The organism is Rhizobium sp. AG207R (genome assembly GCF_027109195.1).
GTDB classification, from domain to species: Bacteria; Pseudomonadota; Alphaproteobacteria; order Rhizobiales; family Rhizobiaceae; genus Rhizobium; species Rhizobium dioscoreae.
The window spans coordinates 491,107-513,924 of sequence record NZ_JAEPVT010000001.1; the positions used below are offsets into that span (position 1 = coordinate 491,107).

23 protein-coding genes are annotated in these 22,818 nt (G+C 59.5%); 6 read left to right on the top strand and 17 right to left on the bottom strand.

The features are described from left to right. Positions 1–33: 33 nt before the first annotated feature. From JJQ51_RS02075 to JJQ51_RS02085, 3 genes are all read right to left on the bottom strand, one after another. On the bottom strand, positions 34–804 hold the full coding sequence (locus JJQ51_RS02075; protein WP_269244214.1) for an SDR family NAD(P)-dependent oxidoreductase: 771 nt from the start codon (positions 802–804) through the stop codon (positions 34–36). 55 nt (positions 805–859) lie between these two features. Then, entirely contained in the window at positions 860–2,059 is a 1,200-nt protein-coding gene (locus tag JJQ51_RS02080; protein WP_186449569.1) for an arabinose transporter, read from the bottom strand. Positions 2,060–2,121: 62 nt separating this feature from the next. Further along, positions 2,122–3,471: an amidohydrolase family protein gene (locus tag JJQ51_RS02085; protein WP_269244215.1), complete on the bottom strand. Its 1,350-nt coding sequence runs from the start codon at positions 3,469–3,471 to the stop codon at positions 2,122–2,124. 109 nt (positions 3,472–3,580) lie between these two features. Between JJQ51_RS02085 and JJQ51_RS02090 the strand changes: the two genes are divergently transcribed. Then, complete coding sequence (locus JJQ51_RS02090; RefSeq protein WP_269244216.1) at positions 3,581–4,492, top strand: LysR family transcriptional regulator; 912 nt, start codon at positions 3,581–3,583, stop codon at positions 4,490–4,492. 216 nt (positions 4,493–4,708) lie between these two features. On the opposite strand, the gene JJQ51_RS02095 is transcribed toward JJQ51_RS02090, so the two are convergent. The 10 genes from JJQ51_RS02095 to speB all read right to left on the bottom strand — a co-directional run bounded on the left by JJQ51_RS02095 (position 4,709) and on the right by speB (position 14,461). Further along, positions 4,709–5,950: a Zn-dependent hydrolase gene (locus JJQ51_RS02095; RefSeq protein WP_145635713.1), complete on the bottom strand. Its 1,242-nt coding sequence runs from the start codon at positions 5,948–5,950 to the stop codon at positions 4,709–4,711. Next, positions 5,947–6,789 (bottom strand): BtpA/SgcQ family protein, encoded by an 843-nt coding sequence (locus JJQ51_RS02100; protein ID WP_113421135.1) that lies wholly within the window; start codon positions 6,787–6,789, stop codon positions 5,947–5,949. Before JJQ51_RS02100 ends, JJQ51_RS02095 begins: the two co-directional genes overlap by 4 nt. After that, entirely contained in the window at positions 6,786–7,700 is a 915-nt protein-coding gene (locus JJQ51_RS02105; protein WP_145323183.1) for a PfkB family carbohydrate kinase, read from the bottom strand. The genes JJQ51_RS02100 and JJQ51_RS02105 overlap by 4 nt, the downstream gene beginning before the upstream one ends. A gap of 5 nt (positions 7,701–7,705) precedes the next feature. Continuing rightward, positions 7,706–8,476, bottom strand: coding sequence for a glutamine amidotransferase (locus JJQ51_RS02110; RefSeq protein ID WP_113421133.1), 771 nt, complete (start codon positions 8,474–8,476; stop codon positions 7,706–7,708). Between the two features lie 26 nt (positions 8,477–8,502). Then, entirely contained in the window at positions 8,503–9,591 is a 1,089-nt protein-coding gene (locus tag JJQ51_RS02115; RefSeq protein ID WP_113388678.1) for a phosphotriesterase family protein, read from the bottom strand. Between the two features lie 5 nt (positions 9,592–9,596). After that, on the bottom strand, positions 9,597–10,604 hold the full coding sequence (locus JJQ51_RS02120) for an ABC transporter permease (protein ID WP_233788545.1): 1,008 nt from the start codon (positions 10,602–10,604) through the stop codon (positions 9,597–9,599). A 2-nt stretch (positions 10,605–10,606) separates the two neighbouring features. Next, complete coding sequence (locus tag JJQ51_RS02125) at positions 10,607–11,404, bottom strand: ATP-binding cassette domain-containing protein (protein ID WP_152095254.1); 798 nt, start codon at positions 11,402–11,404, stop codon at positions 10,607–10,609. 90 nt (positions 11,405–11,494) lie between these two features. Continuing rightward, positions 11,495–12,436, bottom strand: a complete 942-nt coding sequence (locus tag JJQ51_RS02130; protein WP_113396489.1) for an ABC transporter substrate-binding protein — start codon at positions 12,434–12,436, stop codon at positions 11,495–11,497. A 121-nt stretch (positions 12,437–12,557) separates the two neighbouring features. Next, on the bottom strand, positions 12,558–13,172 hold the full coding sequence (locus JJQ51_RS02135; RefSeq protein WP_113353533.1) for a cupin domain-containing protein: 615 nt from the start codon (positions 13,170–13,172) through the stop codon (positions 12,558–12,560). 233 nt (positions 13,173–13,405) lie between these two features. Continuing rightward, entirely contained in the window at positions 13,406–14,461 is a 1,056-nt protein-coding gene (speB, locus tag JJQ51_RS02140) for an agmatinase (RefSeq protein ID WP_113353534.1), read from the bottom strand. A 96-nt stretch (positions 14,462–14,557) separates the two neighbouring features. Here speB and JJQ51_RS02145 point away from each other — a divergent pair, with 96 nt between their 5' ends. Continuing rightward, a complete protein-coding gene (locus JJQ51_RS02145) occupies positions 14,558–15,721 on the top strand; it encodes an aminotransferase (RefSeq protein ID WP_269244218.1) in 1,164 nt (387 codons plus the stop codon). Here JJQ51_RS02145 and JJQ51_RS02150 read toward each other — a convergent pair. From JJQ51_RS02150 to JJQ51_RS02165, 4 genes are all read right to left on the bottom strand, one after another. Next, complete coding sequence (locus JJQ51_RS02150) at positions 15,698–16,234, bottom strand: flavin reductase family protein (RefSeq protein ID WP_113353001.1); 537 nt, start codon at positions 16,232–16,234, stop codon at positions 15,698–15,700. The genes JJQ51_RS02145 and JJQ51_RS02150 overlap by 24 nt on opposite strands. Before the next feature lie 11 nt (positions 16,235–16,245). Then, entirely contained in the window at positions 16,246–17,586 is a 1,341-nt protein-coding gene (locus JJQ51_RS02155; protein WP_152095253.1) for an LLM class flavin-dependent oxidoreductase, read from the bottom strand. A gap of 111 nt (positions 17,587–17,697) precedes the next feature. Continuing rightward, entirely contained in the window at positions 17,698–18,639 is a 942-nt protein-coding gene (locus JJQ51_RS02160) for a LysR family transcriptional regulator (protein ID WP_269244219.1), read from the bottom strand. Continuing rightward, the gene (locus JJQ51_RS02165; RefSeq protein WP_152095251.1) at positions 18,636–19,379 is read right to left on the bottom strand and encodes a UTRA domain-containing protein; all 744 of its coding nucleotides are present in this window, start codon (positions 19,377–19,379) and stop codon (positions 18,636–18,638) included. Before JJQ51_RS02165 ends, JJQ51_RS02160 begins: the two co-directional genes overlap by 4 nt. A 229-nt stretch (positions 19,380–19,608) precedes the next feature. Here JJQ51_RS02165 and JJQ51_RS02170 point away from each other — a divergent pair, with 229 nt between their 5' ends. The 4 genes from JJQ51_RS02170 (at position 19,609) to JJQ51_RS02185 (ending at position 22,628) form a co-directional block, all read left to right on the top strand. Next, positions 19,609–20,436, top strand: a complete 828-nt coding sequence (locus JJQ51_RS02170; RefSeq protein ID WP_113331814.1) for a transporter substrate-binding domain-containing protein — start codon at positions 19,609–19,611, stop codon at positions 20,434–20,436. A gap of 97 nt (positions 20,437–20,533) precedes the next feature. After that, positions 20,534–21,175, top strand: a complete 642-nt coding sequence (locus JJQ51_RS02175) for an amino acid ABC transporter permease (protein ID WP_145635698.1) — start codon at positions 20,534–20,536, stop codon at positions 21,173–21,175. Then, positions 21,172–21,840, top strand: coding sequence for an amino acid ABC transporter permease (locus JJQ51_RS02180; protein ID WP_145635696.1), 669 nt, complete (start codon positions 21,172–21,174; stop codon positions 21,838–21,840). The genes JJQ51_RS02175 and JJQ51_RS02180 overlap by 4 nt, the downstream gene beginning before the upstream one ends. Beyond that, positions 21,837–22,628 carry an amino acid ABC transporter ATP-binding protein gene (locus JJQ51_RS02185; RefSeq protein ID WP_145635694.1) on the top strand — a complete coding sequence of 264 codons (792 nt, stop codon included), beginning with the start codon at positions 21,837–21,839 and terminating at the stop codon, positions 22,626–22,628. The genes JJQ51_RS02180 and JJQ51_RS02185 overlap by 4 nt, the downstream gene beginning before the upstream one ends. Positions 22,629–22,818: the final 190 nt, after the last annotated feature.

Below are 22,818 nucleotides of genomic sequence, written 5' to 3' on the forward strand. Positions count from 1 at the left end.
AGATTTTTAAAGATCTAAAGGACCGACGGTGAATTATTTCGGCAAAGTCACGCCTGAGATCTCCTCGCAGATTGCGATGAGGCTGTCTTGAAGCGCTGGATCATGAGCCTGCGGGTTCGCGGTCCGACGCTTCAGATGATAGAAGTATTCTCCCGTGAGATCCGCCTTCGGGTCGTCGCCGGCTGCCAGCCAGGCTTGAGTCAGATGGGCCTGTGCCATGTCGTCAGGTGCGCCAGGGCCGCCCATCTTGGTCGGAACCCATCCGGGCTCCAGCGAATTCGAGAACACGTCCTTCCAACGTCGCGCGATCGCGAATGCGAGCATTGCGTCGTGCAGCTTGCTTTCGGCATAGGCCTCTGATCCGTTCCACCTGCGACGTTTCCAGAGAATATCATCGAGATTGGCATCTGCATGATGGTGCATGCCGGACGACAGGTAGACCAGTCGCTTCGGTGGTTCGAGGAGTGCGGTCAGAATGTAGGCCGATAGTGTGTTTATGGCGAAGACATGCGGCAGCCCATCGGAGGTGAGGCGATGAGCTTCGCGATAGCCGACAGCGGCATTGTGGATCACCGCATCGAACCGGCCGAGCCTGTTGACTTCGGCGGCGACATTTCTTGCGCCGGCGATAGTTTCGAGATCACCGATCACGACAGCCTCCGCCTTCGGAAGAGCGCGGCGGGCATCATTGGCGCGAGCCGGATTGCGCGCATGAAGCACGACCCGGTGGCCTTGTTCGGTTAGACGTTCAGCCACCATGAGGCCGAGACCGGTCGACGAGCCGGAAATGAAGATGCGGGACATGAAAATCTCCTTTGATAGCCGGCGAGCAAGTCTCACAGGCAATGTGGAATAATGGTCAGGATTGCGAAGAGCGGGCGGTCTGGACAAGTGCGGCACCGGCGAGGGCGCAGGCGGCGCCAAAGAGGTAGACGGCCGCATAACCGAACTGTCCGGCGATGATGCCAGCGACCGGACCGGAAATGCCGTAGGCGATATCGAGAAAAGCCACGAAGCCGCCCATGGCGCTGCCACGATTGGCCGGAGGCACTCGCTTCAGCGCTTCGACGCCGAGAGCGGGAAAGATCAGCGCACAACCGAGGCCGGTGACCAGGGCGCCGGCAAGCGCCATCCATTCATTAGGCGTCACCCAGATCAGCGCCTGGCCGGCTGCAACTATCACCGAGGACCAGAATGCGATGCTATAGCCGCTCATTCTGTCGGGCAGCGAGCCGAATACGACGCGCACGAAGATGAAGCCGATGCCGAAGGCCGTCATGACCAAGCCGGCATTGTTCCAATGGTGGGCTGCGAAGTAGAGCGATGCGAAGGCGGTAAGACCCGACAGTCCCACTCCTTGCAGCATCAGCCCGGCCCCTTCGCGCCAGATTTGGCCGATGACCTTATGGAAGGGCAGACGCGGGCCTGCCGGGCTCGTATAAGAGGTCGAACGAAATGCGATAGCGACTGCGAGTAGCGGGGCAAGGATGCAGGCGATCATTGCGGTCTCCAGGCCATAAGACTGATACAGAGCCATGCCGACCGGCGCGCCGATGGCCAGTGCCGCGAACATGGCAATGCCGGTCCACGACATCGACATGCCTGCGCGCTGTGGTCCGACCGAGGCGATCGACCAGGAGACACAGCCGGTGACGAAGAGGCTCTCCCCGAGACCGGCAATCAACCGCCCGACAGCAAGAATTGCAAGGCTGACATCGGGCGAGAGAATAGGCATGGCCGCCGCCAGATAGAGCAGCCCTGCGGTCATGCTGATTGCGGCACCTTGCAGGGCGGAACGCTGACCGCCCTTGAGATCGGTCAAGCGTCCCGCATAGCCACGACTGAGCACGGTAGCGAGGAATTGGATACCAATCACCAGGCCGACGACCAGATTGTTGAAACCGAGCTTGTCGTGGATGAAGAGCGGAATAACCGGAAGCGGGAGTCCGACCGCGAGATAGCCACAAAAGAGCGCGGCGATGATCCCCGGGGCAGGGCGGGAAAGATATGCGGGAGCGGCTTTCGCTTCCGTCGTCTCATTGATGAGAGATGCTGACATGACAGCCTCCATTCTGAAAAATCTGTGGGATAGCAGCGTCGCTGAAAAGCGGCGGCACCGATTCAGGCCGCTTCTTCGGGGGCGGGTGCGCCGAGGCGGTCCAGGCGATAGCCGCTCTTTTCCAGCAGGTAATCGCGCGACGCGGCGATCTCCGATGACAGCTTGATGAGATCGGTGCCGACCAGCTTTCCGCCATGCTTGCGGATCTCGCCGGCGACCATGACCGTATCGACATCCGAGTGCTCGACGGCCTGGACGATCGTGCCGACAACGTTGTTGACCGGTATGACGGCGACCCCGTCGGCACGCACCATGATGATATCGGCCTGCTTGCCGGGCGCCAGCGAACCGACCTCGCTCTCAAGTCCCGCGGCGCGTGCACCGTTCACGGTTGCCGCTTCAAGGACGCGCTCGACGGTGATCGGCAAGGGCACATTATCTTCGCCTCGGAATTTGCGGTAACGCATGGCCGAGCGCTGCTGCAGGAATAGGGCGTGCATCTCGCCGAACATGTCGCTGCCGAAGGCCGTGTCGAGATCGATGCCGATAGCCGGTGTCAGGCCATGGTCGATCGCTTGCTGATACGCGAAACTCTCGTCATCGAAACCGAACAGTGCATCGGAACGCGGGTTGACGGTAATGTTCACGCCGGCATTGGCAAAGAGGCGCCACGTCTCCCGCGGAATGCGGGTGCAATGATTGAAGATGTTGTGCGGGCCGAGCACGCCCTCTTCGGCAAATTCCGGGCCGAGCTTGGCTAGATCGCCGATGAACTCGGTCAGAATGCGCATATTCAGGCTGCGGGCGACCTTCCACCAATCGAGATTGAGCTGGCCGAACAGGCCGACACGCACAAGGCCATCGCCTTGGTTCCAGTTCTCCGCCAGCCGCTTCAGATCGCCTGGCAGGTGGGCGGCAGACGCCTTCTTGTCCATGGCGGCACCGACCATGTGCAGGGCGCGGATACCGCTGCCATCGAGAGCGTCGAGCGCTGCGTCGGTATGTTCCGGGCTGCGGGAGGAATGGCAAGCGTCGATGACGGTCGTGATGCCGGCATCGAGACAGGCAAGCGCCGTAAGCCGGGTGCTGAGATACATATCCAGCGGTCGATAATGGCAGCCCAGCGTTTCCGCCACCATATCGATATAGGCAAAGAGATCGTGCACATCGGGCATCATGCGGCGCATTGCGCCCAGCCACATGTGATGATGGGCGTCGATCAGACCTGGCATGACGATGCTGTCAGAAGCATCGATAACCGTTGCATCGGTAACGGCGATGTTCTGTCCGATGGCCGCTATTCTGCCGTGTTCCACGAGCAGGTCGCCGATGGCGAGATTGCCGACCGTCTTGTCCATTGTCAGTATGGTGCCGCCTTTGAAAAGCGTGCGGGGATGGTTGAGATTGCTCACGACTGGGTCCTTTCAGGTTTAAGGCACGGGACCGTTATCGCTCTGGAATGATCTTGAATTAAGTGCGTTTATGTCAGATGATTCCTGACCAAAAGTCAGGAGTCGGCACATGTCTTTTGATGGACGGATTCTCTCGGGGGTGAGCGTGTTTGCGGCCGTCGTTGAAGGTGGGAGCTTCGTCAAAGGCGCTGAACTGATCGGCATCACCGATTCCGGTGTAAGCCGGGCCATTGGCCGTCTTGAGACACGCCTCGGCGTGCGCCTGCTCGATCGAACGACGCGCTCGGTGACGCTAACCGACGAGGGCCGGCGGTTTTATGAAGAGGTGAAGCCGCACTTGAATGCGATCGAGGATGCCGCCGTGGTCGTATCCGGCGCGGCGACAGCGGTGCGCGGTCGCTTGAAAGTGGATATCGATCCATTCTTCCTGCCGCTCGTGCTCGCAGGCCGGCTTGGCGGATTCTGCGAACGCTATCCGGATCTATCTATCGAGTTCGTGACCAGAGAGCATGTCGGAGATCTTGTCGCAGACGGTATCGATCTTGCGATCCGGTTCGGCCAGCCTCGCTTTGCCAGCCTGATTGCGCGAAAGCTAATAGAAGCACCAATTCTGACCGTGGCGTCGCCTCGCTATCTGGAGCGCCATGGCCGTCCGGCGCATCCTCGCGACCTCTCCGTTCATCGCTGTCTGCAGTTTATCGATCCCTATGCCGGGAGGCCATTCGAATGGGAATTTATCCGGGGAGGCGAGACAATCGATGTTCCGACGAGCGGACCGTTGACGTTCACCGACCCCAAGACCATGCTCGATGAATGCCTTGCTGGAACCGGCATTGCTCAGGTAATCGGCTGGGGAGTTGGGCAGGCATTGGCGACAGGATCGCTGATCGACCTCTTCCCCGACTGGCATGGCGAGCGTTTCCCGCTCTTTGCTTTCCAACCATCACGCAAGCAGCCGCCAGCCAAGGTACGCGCATTTGTCGATTTCTGCGCCGACATTACTGAGGAACTCGAACGTTAGGGGTTGAGGGATGCCGTATACCGCCGATTGATAGTGTGGGCGCTCTTTTTTGAGCGCCTGCGCTAGTCGGCGGAGGGCGGCACCACTTTCCAGCCATTAAAGGCAAATCCATTGGCGCTCGCTGCAACGCGATCGGCATCGTCTGCCGCTGCGTCCGCATGCCGTCGCTGATTCTGTCGCGCTATCATCGGCCGCCTTAAGGGGGATGATCATTGCTCATCGAGCCAAGGAAAGGGCAGTCTCAAGCAGTACCTTCGCGCCTGTCTCGATGTTCTCCGAGGTGACAAATTCAGCCTCGTTATGGCTGATGCCGTCTCGGCACGGAACAAATATCATCGCTGTCGGTGCAACACGACTGATGAAAAGTGCATCGTGAAAGGCGCCGGAAACCAATTTCATGTTGGAAACGCCAAGCCTTTCGCAAGCCTTGTCGATCACATCGACGATTGCCGTGTCGAATTGTCCGGGTGCCAAGTCGAAACGTTTTTTGATGAGCACATCGACCATATGGCGCATAGCCGACGCGCGGCATTCCGCGTCGATTTGAGCTTCTATGGAAGAAAGCACGTCTTCTCGCGGATGGCGGATGTCGATGGTGAATGTGACCCTGCTTGGAATGACGTTGACAGAGCTGGGTTCGACGCTCATTCGACCAACGGTCAGCCGCGCCATCGGATCGGCCGGCATGACGAGGAGCTGCAGTTGCGCGATCGCCGCGACGGCCGCCGCCATGGGATCTTTGCGGAATTCCAGCGGAGTCGTGCCAGCATGAGCCGCCTCGCCGCTGAAGGAAACTTCGAGCCATCTGGTTCCTTGTACGCCGGTGACGAGGCCGATCGGGATGCCCGCGCGCTCGAGAACGGGTCCCTGCTCGATATGCATCTCAACGAAAGCGGACACCACATGGCCGACCGGCTGCATCTTGGCTTCCGGCAGTGCCTTCAATGTCGCCTCCAATTCATCGCCAAGCCTGACCCCGTCGGTGCCGCGCGCATCCTGCCACACAGCCATGTCGCCCGCGCCAATAAAGGCCATGGATCCCATGCAGCCGGGAGAGAAGCGGCTACCTTCCTCGTTGGTCCAAGACACAACTTCGACGGATCGTTCCGTAACGGCTCCGGCATCCTCAAGGGCTTCCAGTACCTCGAAGGCGGATAGCGTGCCAAGCGCACCATCAAACCTGCCTCCCGTGGGCTGGCTGTCAAGATGGCTGCCAATCAAAACGGGTGGCAATGAAGGATCATGTCCCTCACGCCGGATGAACAGATTGGCGATCGCATCCTGGTTGGCTTTGAAACCGCGGGCAACGGCCAGTTCCGCAAGCTGGCGCCGGGCCGTCCTATCTCCGATGCTCAACGCTTGACGGTTCACCCCTCCCGCTGGCGTTGCTCCTATCGTTGCAAAATCGGCAATGCGCCGCAGCAGACGCTGCGCATTGATTTGTGGGTATGACGTCATCGATGGATGCCTGTCACGAAGTCTTTTACCCTTTGCGGATCGACTGCGTTCCACCAGACGCCATCATACTTCAGTGAGCTTGCAATGATCACACCATCGGCTACTGACAGAATGTCGTTACCATTTTCCGGCGTCACACCGCTACCGACGAGGGTCGGCAGCCCCGCCGCCCGCTTGATCATTTTGATGTAATCGAGATCGGCTGCATGCCCTGTCCTTTGCCCTGTGGCGATAATGGCATCTGCGTCAAAGAAGACGAGATCCTTGACCTGTTCCTCGATCGGTCGGTCCGCAACGATGGCATGCGCTCCATGTTTGACATGGGCATCGGCGAAGATGCGGATGCCATGGGCATTGAGCCGTGCGCGATAGCGCATTGCGCGGGCAGCTTCTCCCTCGATGAAGCCTTCATTGGCGACATAGGCGTTCGCCCATTGATTGACGCGCACGAAGCCCGCGCCTGCCGCACTGGCGATTGCAAGCGCCGGAATGGCGGCATTCGCAAGAACATTGATGCCGATCGGACCGCCGAGTTCGCGACGGATGCGATCGGAGATGACGGCCATGTAGGCCGAGGTTTCGGGGCCGATGTCATCGGGCTTGGAAAAAGGAATATCGCCGTGGTTCTCGATGATCACGGCGTCGCAGCCGCCGGCAAGGTAGGCGCGGGCATCGTCAAGTCCGCGCTGGTAGACGGTCTCGATCTCCTCGCCGGAGTAGCGCGGCGCACCGGGAAGCGGCGCCAGGTGAACGACGCCTATGATCGCCTTTTCGCGCCCGAAAAGATCGATGAGCGCGTTGCCAGCTATCTGCCCGATGGGTTTCATTGTCCCACTCATGTGTTTTCCAGTTCTGATCTCTTGATGATGTCCGAAATTTCCACCCGCGAGGGGTAGGAGGCGAGCGTTCCAAGACGACCGACGGAGATGCCGGCGGCCTTGGTTGCCACGTTCGCGGCTGCGGTCAGGGGTTTTCCTTGTGCGAGCATGCCGACGAGGACGCCCGCAAAGCAGTCACCGGCGCCGCTGGTATCAACGACCGCGCTCTTGGGCGCTGCGAGGAAAACTGGTGTTTGATCCGCCTGATCCCATATGAGGCTGCCTTGGCTTCCAAGCGTCACGACGACGCTTCTCGCTCCGTTCTCCAAAAGCAGGTTTGCCGCTGCCCTTGGGCTTTCCATGCCCGTCAGCGCCGCGGCTTCGCCTTGATTGACGATGACAAGATCCACGTCGGCAAGATCCTCGACCGTCATGTCCGACAGAGGACTGGCATTGAGCACCGTCTTCAGGCCTGACCTCCCGGCAAGCTTCAGACAGCTGGCGGTGACCTCCCTGAACAGGTTGCCCTGCATCAGAAGGATGTCGCCCTTGCTCCAGGTCCGCGTCAGGGCCGATTGCCGGATCGGATCGAAGGCTCGCGCGCAGGCGACGGCGCTGACGATGGCGTTTTCGCCGGCTTCTTCCAGCAGGATCGTCGAACGGTCGGTGGAAAGAGGCAGGCGGATCAGTCGATCGACCTCGAGGTCGCTCTTCAACGTCTCGCTCACGCCATCCGCCATGTCGTCGTCGCCAAGCGCGCTCCAGAAGCACACCGCTGCCCCGCTTCGCGCCGCCGCCACGGCTTGATTGGCACCCTTGCCTCCTATGCCTTCAACGATCGAGGTCGCATTGAGCGTTTCCCCCGGACGCGGCAGGCGTGGCAGGCGGAAGCTCGTATCGACGCAGACATTGCCGACGACGTGGAGGCGCATGGGCGTCAGTCCTTGAGCGTTGCCCAGGCCAGCATCTGCTCGAAGAGCGTCTTGTAGCCGTTCCAGGCAATGAACTCCGGCGGCAGCCAGTGTGGACCGACATCCGAAGTCCAGACGAGTGTCCTGCCGGCGCCATAGGTGCCGGTTACCAAAAGTGGCTGCGAACCATATTCGCCTGAAACCGTCGCAAGCACGTCAGCTCCTGGCTTCGCCTTCACCTCATTGAAACCGAGAAGGTAGGGCCAATCTTTGCCGAGGCCTTTGAGAACCGGGTGGGTGTCATTGCCTGTCACGACGGGCGAAAACCCCTCGGGAACTTCAACGCGGTCATCGATGGCAAGGCAGGTTACCGGCAGCACCTCCTCCACTGGCGTTTTATGATAGCGCGCGCCGCCATTGATGCCTTGGAAGCTGTAATAGCCGCCGAACATCAGCAACGCGCCGCCATTTGTAACGTAATCGCGCAGCAGCTTCAGCCGGTTTGGCGTCCTCTTGGAATGAATCCAGGTATCAGGGTGCAATAGCAGCGTGTTTGCGCCGATATCGGACAGAACGACCGCGTCATATTCCGCGAGTGCTTCGGCTGTCAGCGGGAAATCACGCTGCGCCTCATGGGCCGGCATGAAGGTGACATCAAAGGCGCTGTCCTTCAATGCCTTCAGCAATTCGTCGGCACCGGTGTGATAGGTCACCGTCGGAAACTGATCGAAACCCTTGATATGAGTGGCGGTCGAAACCCATGATTCACCCGCCAGAAGAACCTTTTTCTTGCTCATGTCTGCTCCTTGGATGCACCCGACCTTCAGGCCGAGGCGGAAAATACCGATTGGGGATTGGTGATCAGCATTTGGTCGATCGCCTGCTGATCGACACCGTGACGCTTCAGTCGCGGCAGGAAATGCTTGAGAATGTAGCCGTAGCCGAAGCCGCCATAGCGGGTCAGCATGATCTTGAGAAAGACGTCCTGAGACAGAAGCAGCCGATCGGCGAAGCCCAGGTCTATGAGCGCCCTGATCGCCCTCGCGTTCTCCTCGTCCGATGGCGATTGCGCATTCTGATCGGCGTAATAATAATCCATGCCGATCATGTCGTATTCCAGGAAGGCACCGCGTTCCGCGAGGCTCTTTTGATAATGAAGATCATTATGGCTGGGATTCATGTGGCAGAGCACGGTGTGACGCAGGTCCGCGCCTTCATCCTCGACCACATCAAGGACGCGATGGGCAAGGCGTTCCCATCCCGGCAAATGGATGGATAGAGGCAGGCCAGTCAACCGCGAGGCTCGCGCCGATGCCCTCAAGGATTTTTGCTCCTCGGCTGTAAAGTCCTTGCTGACGCCGACCTCACCGATGATGCCTGCCATGATATCTGGCTGGGTTTCGCCACCGCCGACGTCGTTGACGATGAAGGCGGTGACCTCGTCCAGATCCATGCCCTTCAGCCACTCCGGATGCGTATGCTCCAGGTAGAAACCGGTTCCCATGATGATCTTCAGACCGGACATGCGGGCGATGCGGGCCAATTGTTCGGCATCGCGCCCTATGCCAAAGTTGGTGGTTTCAACCACGGTATGGCCGCCAAGCTTCTGGAAGCGGGAAAGTTCGGCTAGCGCCAGATCCCGATCATCCAGCGAGACATTGTCGCGGTTCATATAGGGGTTCATCCGCAACTCGCCGATGATCTCTATTCCAACCGGCTGTTCGGCGATCGCCTTTTCGTCGGGATGGCAAGGGCACTTCCATGAGGTCGCTCCGTCAAGGAAGATGTGCTCATGCATGAGTGTCACACCCATGTCCGCGACCGGAATTGGGCCGAGCACGGTCATCGCGCATCCGGTATGAACGCCAATGGCGTGCCGCGTTCTGGCCCCCTCGGCAAAGAGATGATCCATCATGCTCAGCGGCCTCTTATCGCGCCTTTGAAAAGGCGGAAGTTCAACCAGATTGCCACGAGGATGATGACCCCGGTGACGATCGGCGTGAAGAAGGGCGACATGTGCGAGAGGATCAGGCCGTTGGCGATGACGGCAACCGTCAGTGCGCCGAGCACCGTTCCGACCACTGAACCGCGCCCGCCGAACAGGCTCGTACCGCCCAGTACAACCGCGGCGATGACATCGAGCTCGAAGCCTTGCCCGGCATTTGAGGAGCCGGACCCCAGGCGCGCGGCAAGAATGATGCCGGCGACGGAGGCTGCCACGCCCGATATCACATAGACGAATAGGGTGACTCGCCGCGTGTTGACGCCTGAGCGGCGCACCGCCTCGGCATTGGCGCCGATGCCGGTGACGTATCGCCCGAACGGCGTTTCGTTGAAGGCGATATAGGCCGCGATGAGGGCAACGATCGCGATCATCGCGGGGGCAGGGATGCCAACGAACCAGGCCTGGCCAATCGCGGTGAACGGGCTCTGCGGATCGACCGGAATCGAATAGCCACCGGTGATAAGCAGCGCCAGCCCCCTGATGACCGATAGTCCGGCCAGCGTGACGATGAAGGCGGGGATCCGCTCATAGGCGATGAAATATCCTTGGATTAATCCGGTCGCCGCGCCAAGAAGCATCATCAAAACAACGACAATCGGCCACGCGATTCCTGCCTGCAGGCAGGCGGCCGAAAGCGTTGCTGCAAGGGCCAATACGGATCCAACCGAAAGATCGATACCGCCTGTCGTGATGACGAAGGTCATGGCCGCCGCCACGATCAATAAGGGGGCGGATTGTCTGACCACGTTCAAGAGATTGGGAGCGGTCAGAAAGACATTTGTAAAGAGGGAGAAGAAAATGCAGACCGCGATGAAAAACAGGGCGATTGAAACAATGCCGCCATTGGCTATCGCCTTGTCGTAGAGGCGAGCCTTCCGCAGCCGAGACGACGTGCCGGTTTGGGCGTGAGAGGATGTCATGGTCATATGGAAGCGCCTCGCTCGGTATGTTGGCCGGCCGAGCGCGCGGAAAACTTGCGGCCGACGATCAGGTTGACGACTTCTTCGATATTCGTTTCGGCGATAAGGCGCTCGGCGACATTTTGTCCTTCATACATCACCTGGATGCGATCGCAGACGAGGAAGAGATCCTGCAGCCGATGCGTGATCAGAATGACGCTGACGCCGCGGGCGCTGACCGTGCGGATGAGCTCCAGCACCGCCTCGACTTCGGCAACAGCCAGGGCCGCCGTCGGCTCGTCCATGATCAGGACCGAAGGATTGAATGACGCCGCACGTCCGATCGCGATGGACTGGCGTTGCCCGCCTGAGAGATTCTCGACCTTTAGATGCGTGTCCGGAATGACGATGCCGAGCCCCTCCAGCATATGGCGCGCCCGTTCATGCATGGTCTTCTTGTCGAGGATTGGAATGCCCGCAAGCTTCCACCTCGGTTCACGCCCCAGAAAAAGATTTCCAGCCACGTCGACCGTGTCGCAAAGGGACAGATCCTGGTAGACCATCTCGACATGCGCGGCGCGTGCGTCAGCGGGCGAGGCAAAGGAAACTGGTTTGCCGTCGATCTCGATCGTTCCTGAATCCGGGATGACCGCGCCCGAAAGCACTTTGCTCAGGGTCGATTTGCCGGCGCCGTTGTCACCGACGAGGCCGAGGACCTCGCCCGGTTTCAAGGTCAACGACACATTGTCCAATGACTGCATCGTGCCATAGCGTTTGGAGATACCGGTCATCCTGACGCGGTAGGTATCAGCGTTTGTCATATCAATGCTGCCTTGCGGAAATGGCCTTAGCCATGATGCCACAACGTCACGGCCGATGCGATCGGCCATGACGTGACGAGATGCGGGGAGTTATTTGAACATGCCCCGGAACTTGTCGACATTTTCCTTGGTGACGATGGTGACAGGCACATTGATGATCGGATCGATCTTCTCGCCCTTTTTCACCTTGACGAGCGCTTCGACGGCCGCCTTGCCTTCGCCGGCCGGATCCTGCTGGATAACGGCCGTCACCCAACCCTGATCGATGCCCTCGATCGCTTGCTTGGTCAGATCCCAGCCGAAGACCTTCACGTTACCTGTTTTGCCCTGGCTGGTGACAGCCGCAACGGCGCCGAGGAGTGCCGGCTCGCCGGTCGCATACAGCGTCGTCATGTCGGGATTGGCGGTAATGAGATTTTCCGCCGCGCTGAGGGCGACATCCTGGACGTTCTGACCGTCCACGGTATCGAGGAAATCGACCTTCTGGCCGCCAGCCTTTACCGCCGCCTTGAATCCATCAAGACGCTGGTTCTGGATGAAGGAATTGAGCGCGCCGACCACGCCGACCTTGGCGCTGCCGCCCATCTTGTCCTTGACGTAATCGGAATAGAACTTGCCGATCTGCTCACCCGCCTTGGTATTGTCGACACCCACGAAGGCGATGTTGTCGCCGTTCGGGATCTGGGCATCGATAGCGATGACCGGAATGCCGGCCTTCTTGGCGGCGGTGATTGCAGGCTTCACTCCGTTGACGTCGATGGCGACCAATATGATGCCGTCGACCTTCTGGGTGATGTAGTTCTCGATGGCGTCATTTTGCGCGCTGGGCACGTTGTTGGCGTTGAATATGACGAGATCGGCGCCGGCTTTCTTTGCCGCCTCCTTGGCGCCGTCATTGATCTGGTTGAAGAAGAGAGCCTGCTGGTTGATCGTCACGAGAGCCAGCGTATTCGCCATCGCGGCGCCGGCACCGCAGGCAAGTGCCACGGTCGCGCCAATCGCGCAACCGAACAGGTATTTCTTGAGATGCATGATCGTTCCCCATGTTTTTGGATTGCAAGGGGAGTATTCAAGTAACTTGAATGATTGTCAAGTGACTTGAATTTGTGGCTTTGAAGATGATCGCAGGTTCGCTTTGAGGACGGTGGCGGCGCTAGAAGGTCGCCGGTGTGTTGACCCAAAAGATGCTTGCGCGATCCGCGCCCACATTGCGATACCAATGGGGCAGCTCGGAGTTGAAGACGAAGCTGTCGCCGACGGAAAGCCGGAATGTCCGTTCGCCAACCATCAGTTCGATCTCGCCGGCGAGAACGTATCCAACCTCCTCGCCGACATGCTGGATCGGCCCGGCGCTTTGGCCGCCAGCCTCAATGTGGTGGATGTTGCATTGAAGCAGATGGCCTTGCGAATAGGGGATTATCCGTTCGAGAGATATGCCTTCCCCCCTGCGCAATGGGTCGAGCCCAATCAAAGGTCTTGTCCCGGAACGAAAGACGATGCCCTCTTCACCGTCGGCCTCCTCGAACATCCAGCCAATATTCGTACCCAGAACACCGACAAGCCTATGCAACATCGGTAACGAGGGCGAAGCCTTGCCGTTTTCAATTTTCGACAAAAGGCTTTCAGAGCAATCCGCGGCCAGGGCGAGAGCCTTAAGGGTCAAGCCCCGGGTTTGCCTGGCGAGCCTTAGACGGCCTCCAAGCCGCGCCGGATTGGTCAGTATCTTTTCCTCGTTGTCTTCTCCCGATTTGCCGGGGGATCCAATCATGTTCATGTTTCTGGTGTCGCCGTTACAAAGCCAAAGCTTAACGCCACCCCTCCGCATCTGTCTAGCTATCACGAGCGCCGGTGACATGGGCGCCAGGGCGACTTCTCCACCAGCGCCTGTTTCACAGGGAAAGCTGATTGTCGTCCTGAATTCCGTTATGCGGTCCTCTCGTCGACCTGCGGCGACGTTGCCGGAGATTATTCGCGGAGTTCGCGCGGATTGGTCCGCAACATTCAGCGTCCGCCGATCGATGGGCTGAACACCATGAGGCTCAGAATCTCGAAGAGCACCTGGGCTCCGGCATGTGCTGTGTTGGTCGTTGCGTCATATTGCGGTGCGACCTCGACGACGTCGCCGCCCACGAGGTTCACGCCCTTCAGCCCGCGGATCAGCTCTAGAACTTCGCGCGTCGTCAATCCGCCGATCTCGGGCGTGCCCGTGCCCGGCGCGAAGCTCGGATCGAGGCTGTCGATGTCGAAGGAGAGATAGGTCGGGCCGTCGCCGACGATGGATTTGGCCTTGGCGATGACGGCTTCCATCCCCTTTCCGCTGAGGTCCTCGGCGTGGATCACGGTCATTCCCGATTTATAGGAGAATTCCCATAGGTATTCCGCTGAACCGCGTATGCCGATCTGGATTGTCCTTGTCGGATCGAGCACGCCGTCCAGCACGGCATTGCGGAACGGTCCCCCGTGATGAAATTTCGTTTGATCGAAGGCACCGCTGGTGTCGCAATGCGCATCGATATGAATGAGACCGACCGGCTCCTTCCGGCCGACAGCCTTCAAGATCGGGTGGCTGATGGAATGATCGCCACCCACCGACAGCGGTGCGACGCCGGCATCGACGATCTGGCCGATACGCTTCTCGATGTCGTCGTGGCTGAGTTCCAGCCGGTAGCGGCTCTGGAACGGCACGTCGCCAATGTCGGCGACCCGAAGATCGAAGACCGGCGCCGTTCCCAGAACGTGGTTGTAAGGACCGATCCTTTCGATGGCGCGAAGAGCACGCGGTCCGAAGCGGGAGCCGGGGCGATTGGTGACGCCAAGATCCATCGGGATTCCCGTTATCGCGACCTGAAGATTGCCGAAGTCAGGCTCGTCGGCCGCGACCTGCATGTAGGGCGCGCTGAGGAAAGTCGGCACACCGGCATAGGGTGCCAGTCTCGTACCGCTCTTGGAGATGATTTTCTCCGCCACTTTGCGAAACTTCTCGTCGAATATCTCGCCGCCATTGGCGTCTGAAAATTCCGCGCGCAGCTGTTCGAGCCGCGTCTTGTCCCACACCATGCGCATGCGTCTCCGCTTGAGGTTCGTCCCGCTCAACAAAGAGGTTGAGAAAACAATTGGTATCGTTGTAGCAATCGGTATCAAAGAGAAATCGATATGACCGCTGCAAAATCCAATTCGCTCGTTGCCCGCCTCTCGCCTCCGCCCATTCCTTCCGTCGTCGCCTGGGGACGCGAATACAAGGGATCGAAGGGGCCACTCATCGATCTGTCGCAGGCTGTGCCCGGCTATCCCGCACACCCGGAGATGCTGCGGCTTCTCGGCGAGACGGCGGCACAACAGGCGATGACAGGATACGGGCCGATCGAGGGCGAGCCTTTGCTGCGCCAGGCCTATGCCGCCCATGTCGCGGAGCTCTATGGCGCTGACATATCTGCCGGCAATATCCATATCACGGCCGGCTGCAATCAGGCGTTCATGTGCACGGCGATTGCGCTTGCGGGCGCGGGCGATACGGTAGCGCTCACTAATCCTTTCTATTTCAATCACGACACGACGTTGTCGATGTTGGGGATCGGGCGCCGACTGGTCGAGTGCGATCCTGCAACCGGCTTTCTTCCCGATCTCGGCTCTGCCGAAGCCGCGCTTGCGGCCGGCGCGAAGATGCTTGCCGTCGTTACGCCCAACAATCCGAGCGGAGCAGTCTATCCGCCTCAGCTGCTTCACGAGCTTTTCTCGCTGTGCCGAAAATACGGCGCCTGGCTGGTCGTCGACGAAACCTATCGCGACTTCCTGGCCGAAGGTTACGGCCGGCCGCACGCCCTGCTTTCGGAGCCGGGCTGGGAGGATACGCTTGTCCTTCTCTACAGCTTCTCGAAATCCTTCTGCATTCCCGGCCATCGGCTAGGCGCCGTCACGGCGGGCCTCGGGCTTGTCGCTGAGATCGCGAAAGTCATGGACAATATGCAAATCTGCGCCCCGCGTTCGGCTCAGATCGCGGTTGCATCGGCTTTGCCTGTCCTTGCCGATTGGCGGGCCGGCAATAGGCTGGAAATCGCTCGCCGGGCCGATGCCTTGAGATCGGCGTTTTCCGGGCTGGTGGGTTGGGAGATTGCGGCGATCGGCGCCTATTTCGCCTTTGTTCGCCATCCCTTCGAGGGCCGATCGTCGTCCGAGGTTGCCGAGGAACTCGCGAGGGAACGCGGTGTCGTCTGCATACCAGGCGCATATTTCGGCGAGGGCCAGGAGCGCTACCTTAGGCTTGCCTTTGCCAATGCCGATGTCACTTCCATCGGACTACTGCCGGATCGGCTCCGCTAGGGGGCGATCAGCAGCAGCCGGCAGGTCATGATAGCCGCCTTGCCAGTAGAGCAGCGGTCTTGCGTCCCGCCGGATCTCCATCGCACGGATGTGCCCGATCAGAATGGCATGGGAGTGATGATGGAATGTGGTTTCGAGCTTGCAGTCGAGGACCGTCAGGGCATTTTCAAGAGCGGCTGCGCCTGTCCTGAGGCGATACCACTCGGCACCCTCGTAGCGGTCGGCGCCCTTGCGTCCGCCAATGCCGGAAAAGGATTGCGCGACGTGCTGCTGGTCGGCCGCAAGCACGTTAACGCAGAAACAGCCGTATCGCTGCAGCGCCGGCCAAGAGGAAGAAGTCCTGTTGACGCTGACGATGACGGAAGGCCGATCCGCCGAAAATGAGGAAACCGACGTCGCGGTGAAACCGGTACGGTCCTGGCCGTCACCGACCGTGATCACGCTGACCGCGCCGGCCAAATGACGCATCGATAGCCTGAATTCCGTGTCGCTGATCAGAGCGTCGTTACCCATCGGCCTCGCCCTCACGTCTTGGCAAAGCGGTTTGCCGGCATCGAAATGCCGAGGTTTTCGCGCAGGGTCTTGCCCTCATATTCCTCGCGGAACAGCCCGCGGCGGCGAAGCTCCGGCAGCACGAGCCGCACGAAATCGTCGAGGCTGGACGGCAGGGTCGGAAACATCAGGATAAAGCCGTCGGCCGCACGCGTTTCGAACCATTCCTCCATGTAGTCGGCGATCCGGGCAGGCGTGCCCGTTATGCCATTCCCGGTGTGCTTCTCGGCATAGTGTCGGATCAGCTCGCCAACCGTATGGCCGCTCTTGACGAAATCCACCAGCTCGTCGAACAGGGCACGCGATCCCTTTGGCGCCGCCGGCAGACGGTCCATCGGGAAGGGCCCGTCGAGGGCCACGCCGCGCAGGTCTGCCTCCAGGAACTCGGAGAGCATCAGCCGCCCGACATCGGGATGCATCTTGTCGATCAGATAATCCACCTTCGCCTTTGCTTCGGCCTCGGTTTCGCCGACGTTGATGACGATGCCCGGCATGATTTTCAGGTCGTCGCGATCACGCCCATAGGCAGCCATCCGGCCTTTGACATTCTCGTAAAAGGCCTGGTTCCGCTCGATGTTCGAGGCCAGGCTGAAGACGATCTCGGCCGTGCGTGCCGCCATGTCCATACCGGGTTCGGAACCGCCCGCCTGGGCGATGACAGGACGGCCCTGCGGCGTTCGGGCGATATTGAGGGGGCCGCGAACCTGAAAATGCTTGCCCTTGTGGTTGAGCGTGTGGTGCTTGTCCTTGTCATAGTAGACGCCGTTTTCGCGATCGAGAAGGAGCGCGCCCTCCTCGAAGCTGTCCCAAAGGCCGAAGACGACGTCGACGAACTCGTTGCCGCGCTCGTAGCGCAGCGCGTGCGGATCGAGCCCTTCGCGATTGAAGTTGTAGCCGGTTTCGTCGTGGTCAGAGGTGACGACATTCCAGCAGGCGCGACCCTTGCTCAGATGGTCGATCGAGGAAAACAGACGCGCCACATTGTAGGGCTCATAGTAGCTTGTCGAGACGGTTGCCACGAGCCCGAGATCGTTGGTCGTCACCGCCAGTGCCGAAAGCAGCGAGAGCGGCTCGAAGCGGTTCATCTTGGTCGGGAAGCGGGCGAGTGCATTGGGATCGCCGACGGCGGCCGCCGGAGAATCAGCCATGAACATGAAGTCGAATTTGGCCGCTTCGGATCGCTTGGCGACATCGAGCAGATGCGCGAAGTCGTTGGCGCCGTTGACATCGCTTGCCGGATGTAGCCAGGAGGCCGGATGAAAGCCGAACGTATAGACGAAAGTTCCGAGTTTCATCTTATCGGTCCGCGCCATCGAATTTTCCCTTTATATCGGCCACGCCGTCCCGTTGACGGCGAATGTACAAATTATCGCCAGGCGCAAAATTTCATCAATATCGCGGAGCTGAGTTCCGTTTTAGTTTTTCTAAAATGTCGATGTCGGTGCCGACATGAGGGCTTGCTGGCGAGAAATGGTGAGAAGCCAATCGCGGAACTGGCGTCCGTGGGGTTTTTCCAAGGCCGCCCTATCCCAGGCGAGAAAATAGCTTTCGCGCAAGGGAATGCGTATGTCGATGGGAATGACCAGCGTCTGCCCCTCGAGTTCATCAGCAATCATCGACATCTGCGCGAGAACCACGCCGCGCTTGTTGACGGCGGCGTCAATTGCGCTGCTCGACAGGGTGAAGGAAAGGCCCGCGGCGGTTTCCTCGAGCGCCGCCCCGGTCTTCGCGGCGAATTCAAGCCAGCTCGGATAGCGCGTGAAATGCCTCTCCCATTCGACATGCAGGAGCGGATATTGAAGAAGTTGCGCCGCGGAAGGCGCCTTGCCCTTGATCAATGCCGGTGAGCAGGCGGGTACCACCCAGTCGCGGAACAGCTCCGTATAATGTTCATGCTGCAATACGTCCGATCCGTAGCTGATGCGGAAATCGATGTCGTCGAAGCCCATGCGCGGTTCCTTGTCGCGACCGACGATCCTCACATGCGCGTTTGGATGAAGGGCCTGCCAATCGAAGATTCGCCGCCCAATCCATTTGTTGACGACCGAAGATAGCGCGCTCAGCACAAGCGCATTTTCGTTGCGTGCCCGTTCCAGGACCTGTTCAGCAACCGCGAATTGCTCGAATCCCTTCGATATTTCCTGATGGTAGAGCCTTCCCCATTGGGTGAGTTCCACCGTGCGACCATTGCGCTCGAGCAAGGTGACGCCGAGAAAGCTCTCGATCTTGCGGATTTGCTGACTGATCGCTCCGGGCGAAACCTTCAGCTCCAAAGCTGCCGCGTTCACGCTGCCGCAACGGCCGACAGCTTCGAAGGCCTGCAAGCCTTTGAGCGGAGCAGTCCTGCCGATGTGTTTCTCGTTCAAGAGGCATCTCCCCGCGACGGTTGATCGGTGACAGCTCTCTCATTCGGATAAAAGTCGCCGGCGAACTGGAAGCGATCGCCGGGGTGGATGAACTCGACATAGGTGACCGTGCGACTGCTCTGCCATGTCTGACGGATGAGCATCAGACAGGCTTCGCCGCGTTCGGTTTCAAGCAGGCGCGCCGTCGCGGCATCGGCCGAGACGGCGCGAATGACATGCCGAGCCTTCGACCAGGGCACCTTTTCCAGCAACCATTTGCCGGGTGGGACCGAAGCGAAACTCTCTGTTCTTGCAGATGGCACTACGTCCAGCATGACGATGCGCCGCTCCAATGTATTCGCCTTGCCGTCGACCGCGTGCAGGCAGTGGAGCCGCAGGATTTCCGCCCCCATGGTTTCGCCGAGCCGCATCGCGGTGGCTGCATCGAGCCTCTCGATCTTCCGCATCAGCATCGTATGGCTATGCTCGTGTCCCGCCAGTTCCGCTTCCGTGGAAATATCTTGAATATCCATCACCGTGCGGTCGATTTGCCGCGAGGCGACGAAGGAACCGAGCTTGCGGCGGCGTATGATCATGCCACGCTCGGCCAGGGTCGAAAGCGCCTTGTTCACGGTCATCCGGGAGCATCGATACTCTTTCAGCAGCTCATGCTCGACGGGTATTCGGTGCCCCGGCGGCCAAATGCCGCTCATGATCCTGCTTTCTATATCCTTCAGAATTCTCTGATGAATTGGGACCAACGCTCGCCTTGCTCCGGCAATGAATTCAGTGTCCGTGGAAACCGCGTCTGCCAAATCCATCGGGCATCATGCGGCATAATTCTTGCGTTCGTTATGTTTTGTATTTGACAGTGTAGGCGAGGCTGTATCTATTTGTATAGACAAAAAGGTCATAAAAATCGGCCGGACGGGACAACGTTTGGGGAACCTGAACCTTCCAAAGGAAGGGCACAAAACTGGAGAGAAAGACATGAGGAAGAATTCGCTTCTGAAGGGATTGGTGGGCGCCGCACTTTTGTTTGGCGCAACGATTTCGGCCCATGCGGCTGACACGCTTGCCGCCGTCAAGGCCGCCGGCACCCTGAAAGTCGGCACCGAGACGGCCTTTGCCCCCTTCGATTTCATCGATGCAGGCAAGCATGTCGGCTTGAACGTCGACCTCTTCGACGAGATCGGCAAGGAACTGGGCGTGAAGATCGAATGGGTCACGCTGCCATGGGACGGCGTTTTCCCGGCGCTTGAAGCTGGAAAGTTCGACGTCGTTGCCGGCCCGGCGACGATCACCAAGAAGCGCATGGAGCGTTATCGTTTCACACCGCCTCTGGCCGAAGCAACCATCGCGATCCTGAAAAAGGCCGGTGACAAGACGATCAGCAAGCCGGAAGATATCGCCGGCAAGAAGATCGGCGTTGGCAAGGCAACCGCGCAGCTCGACCAGCTGAAGGAGTTTTCTGACACACTGCCGACGAAAGCCGATATCCGCGAATACCCGGCCTTTACCGAATCCTATGCCGACCTCGCAGCCGGCCGTATCGCCGGCGTTGCCAACTCGCTGCCGAATATTGCATTCGTCGCCAAACAGCGTGAAGGCACGTTCGAAGTCGTGCTGCCGCCCTTCGGCAAGAAGTCCTATTTCGGCTTCATCGGCTTGAAGGATGCTGATCACGCACCGTTGATGGACGCCATCGATGCAGCCATGTTGAAGATCAAGGCTGACGGCCGCATGGCGACGCTGCAGAAGAAGTGGTTCGGCGCAAGCTTCGACACGCCTGACGCCGTCAAGGACCCGGCATTCTGATCAGCCCTCGGAAATTGGCCGTGCCCGCTTTGCTGCCGGGCTCGGCTGATGAGCGAGATCCCAGCTTCCTGGTCACCACGCGGGCGAACACTCAACAATGTCCATCGAGCTCTTTGGATTGCTTCTGCAGGCATCCATCTACACGGTGACGATCAGCTTTGCTTCGATCTTTATCGGTTTCGCAATTGCGATCCTGATTTCGGGAATGTTGCTGACGGGGCGTAGCCTTTTCGTGCGACCTGCCCAGTTTTTCATCAGCTTTTTCCGCGGCGTGCCGCTGCTGGTGCAATTGCTGCTGATCTATAATCTGCTTCCGGCTATCGGCCTCAACGTGCCGAGCATCGTTGCCGCAATCATCGGCCTGTCGCTCTGCACGGCCGCATACCAGGCAGAGAACCTGCGGGGCGGCTTTGCCAGCGTGCCGCTGGGCCTAGTGGAGTCGGCGGAAATGGTCGGGCTGACACCACGCCAGATATTCCGCCGCATCAAGGTTCCGATCGCGCTGCGTCTCACATTCCCAGCTCTCGTCAATGAGGCGATCCTTATCCTGAAGGCGTCGTCGCTGGTCTCCGTTGTCGGCATCGTCGAACTCACCCGCATGGCCCAGGATCTTGCCGGCAGCACCTTCCTGCCGCTGCAGATCTTCGCGGCCGCTGGCCTCATCTATCTCGTGATCAACTGGGTGGTCGCACTTGCCGGCGGCTTGATCGAAAGCAGATTGCCGGGGGTAGCGCGATGACCTTTGATATCAACGTCCTCATCGGCCAATGGCCTGCCATCCTCAGCGGCGCCGGCGTCACGATCATGATCTGGATTATCGGCACCATTGCCGCAGCCATTATCGGCTTCCTGATGGCGGTTGCCCGGCAATATGGCGGCGTGGTCGTCGACAAGGTGCTTGGTGCCGTCGTGGCGGTGCTGCGCGGCACGCCGTTTCTCATCCAGATTTTCCTCGTCTATTATGGCGGCCCTTTCGTTGGCCTCGAGCTCGATCCTGTGCCGGCGGGACTGATCGGCATTTCGATCTATGGCGCGGCCTATTTCAGCGAAATCTTCCGTTCCGGATTTCGCGCCGTGCCGAAAGGCCATATCGAGGCTGGCGAATGCGTCGGCTTGACGCGCGGGCAGATCATAAGGCGCATTCTCCTGCCGGAGATGACGATGCTAGTGCTGCCGCCCTGCGTGAACATGACCGTCATCCTGATGAAGGAGACGGCGGTCCTCTCCATCATCACCGTGCCGGAATTGACGGCGACGCTCAGTGCGATCGGATCGCAGCAATATGCCTTCGTCGAGGCGCTGTCGGCCCTGGCGCTCTTCTACTGGGTGCTCGTCGAAGTCACCGGCTGGCTTGGCAACCTTGCCGAAACGAAACTTTCCAGATTCAGGTTTTTCAACGCATGAGCGTCCCCGCTATAGAAGTCAGGAATCTCATCAAGACGTTCGGAGAGACCACGGTCCTCCATGGTATCGATCTTGCCATCGAGCCGGGGCAGGTCTCCTGCCTCATCGGTCCATCCGGCTCGGGCAAAAGCACGCTTTTACGATGCATGGCTTTCCTTGAAGAGGCGACGCGCGGAACGATCTCCATCAACGGCGAGGTCCTCGGCTTCACCGAGGATGCTCAAGGACGGCGTGAACGTGTCTCGGCGACTACCAATCGTTCGATCCGCGCCCAGATCGGCATGGTGTTCCAGCAATTCAATCTCTGGCCGCATATGACGGCGCTCGGCAATGTCAGCGAGGCCTTGAAGACGGTTCACAAGATGAGCCGTAAGCAGGCCGAGGATGCGGCCATGGCGCAACTCGTCAAGGTCGGGCTCGAGGCGAGAGCAGGGCATTATCCCTCGCAGCTTTCCGGCGGACAACAGCAACGCGTGGCGATCGCCCGCGCTCTCGCTTTGAAGCCGAAGATCATGCTGTTCGATGAACCGACCTCATCCCTCGATCCGGAACTGACCGGCGAAGTCCTGAACGTCATGCGCGACCTGGCGGCCGAGGGCATGACCATGGTTGTCGTTTCGCACGAAATCGGCTTCGCCGCGACCGTCGGCCAGCAGATCATCTTTCTCGATCACGGCAAGGTGCTGTTTAGCGGGCCACCTCAGGAGGTCTTCAGGAAGCCGAGAAATCCTCGCCTTGAACAATTCCTCGATACCTATCTCGACCGGGGCGCGTCGATGTTGCTCTGATGTTGCCTCGAGCACGGCTTGAGTCGGGCCGGATTATTGCTCCGGCGGACGTGTTTGGGGCCGGCGGCTCGCAGCAGATCATGAAGTATTCACCAAGCCGAAATCAATTCGGCTTGGTGAATGGTGCATGTGATCATAGCTTCTCCCATCCTATAAGCCGCGGATATGTTGCGTGGATTCGGACCCTGCC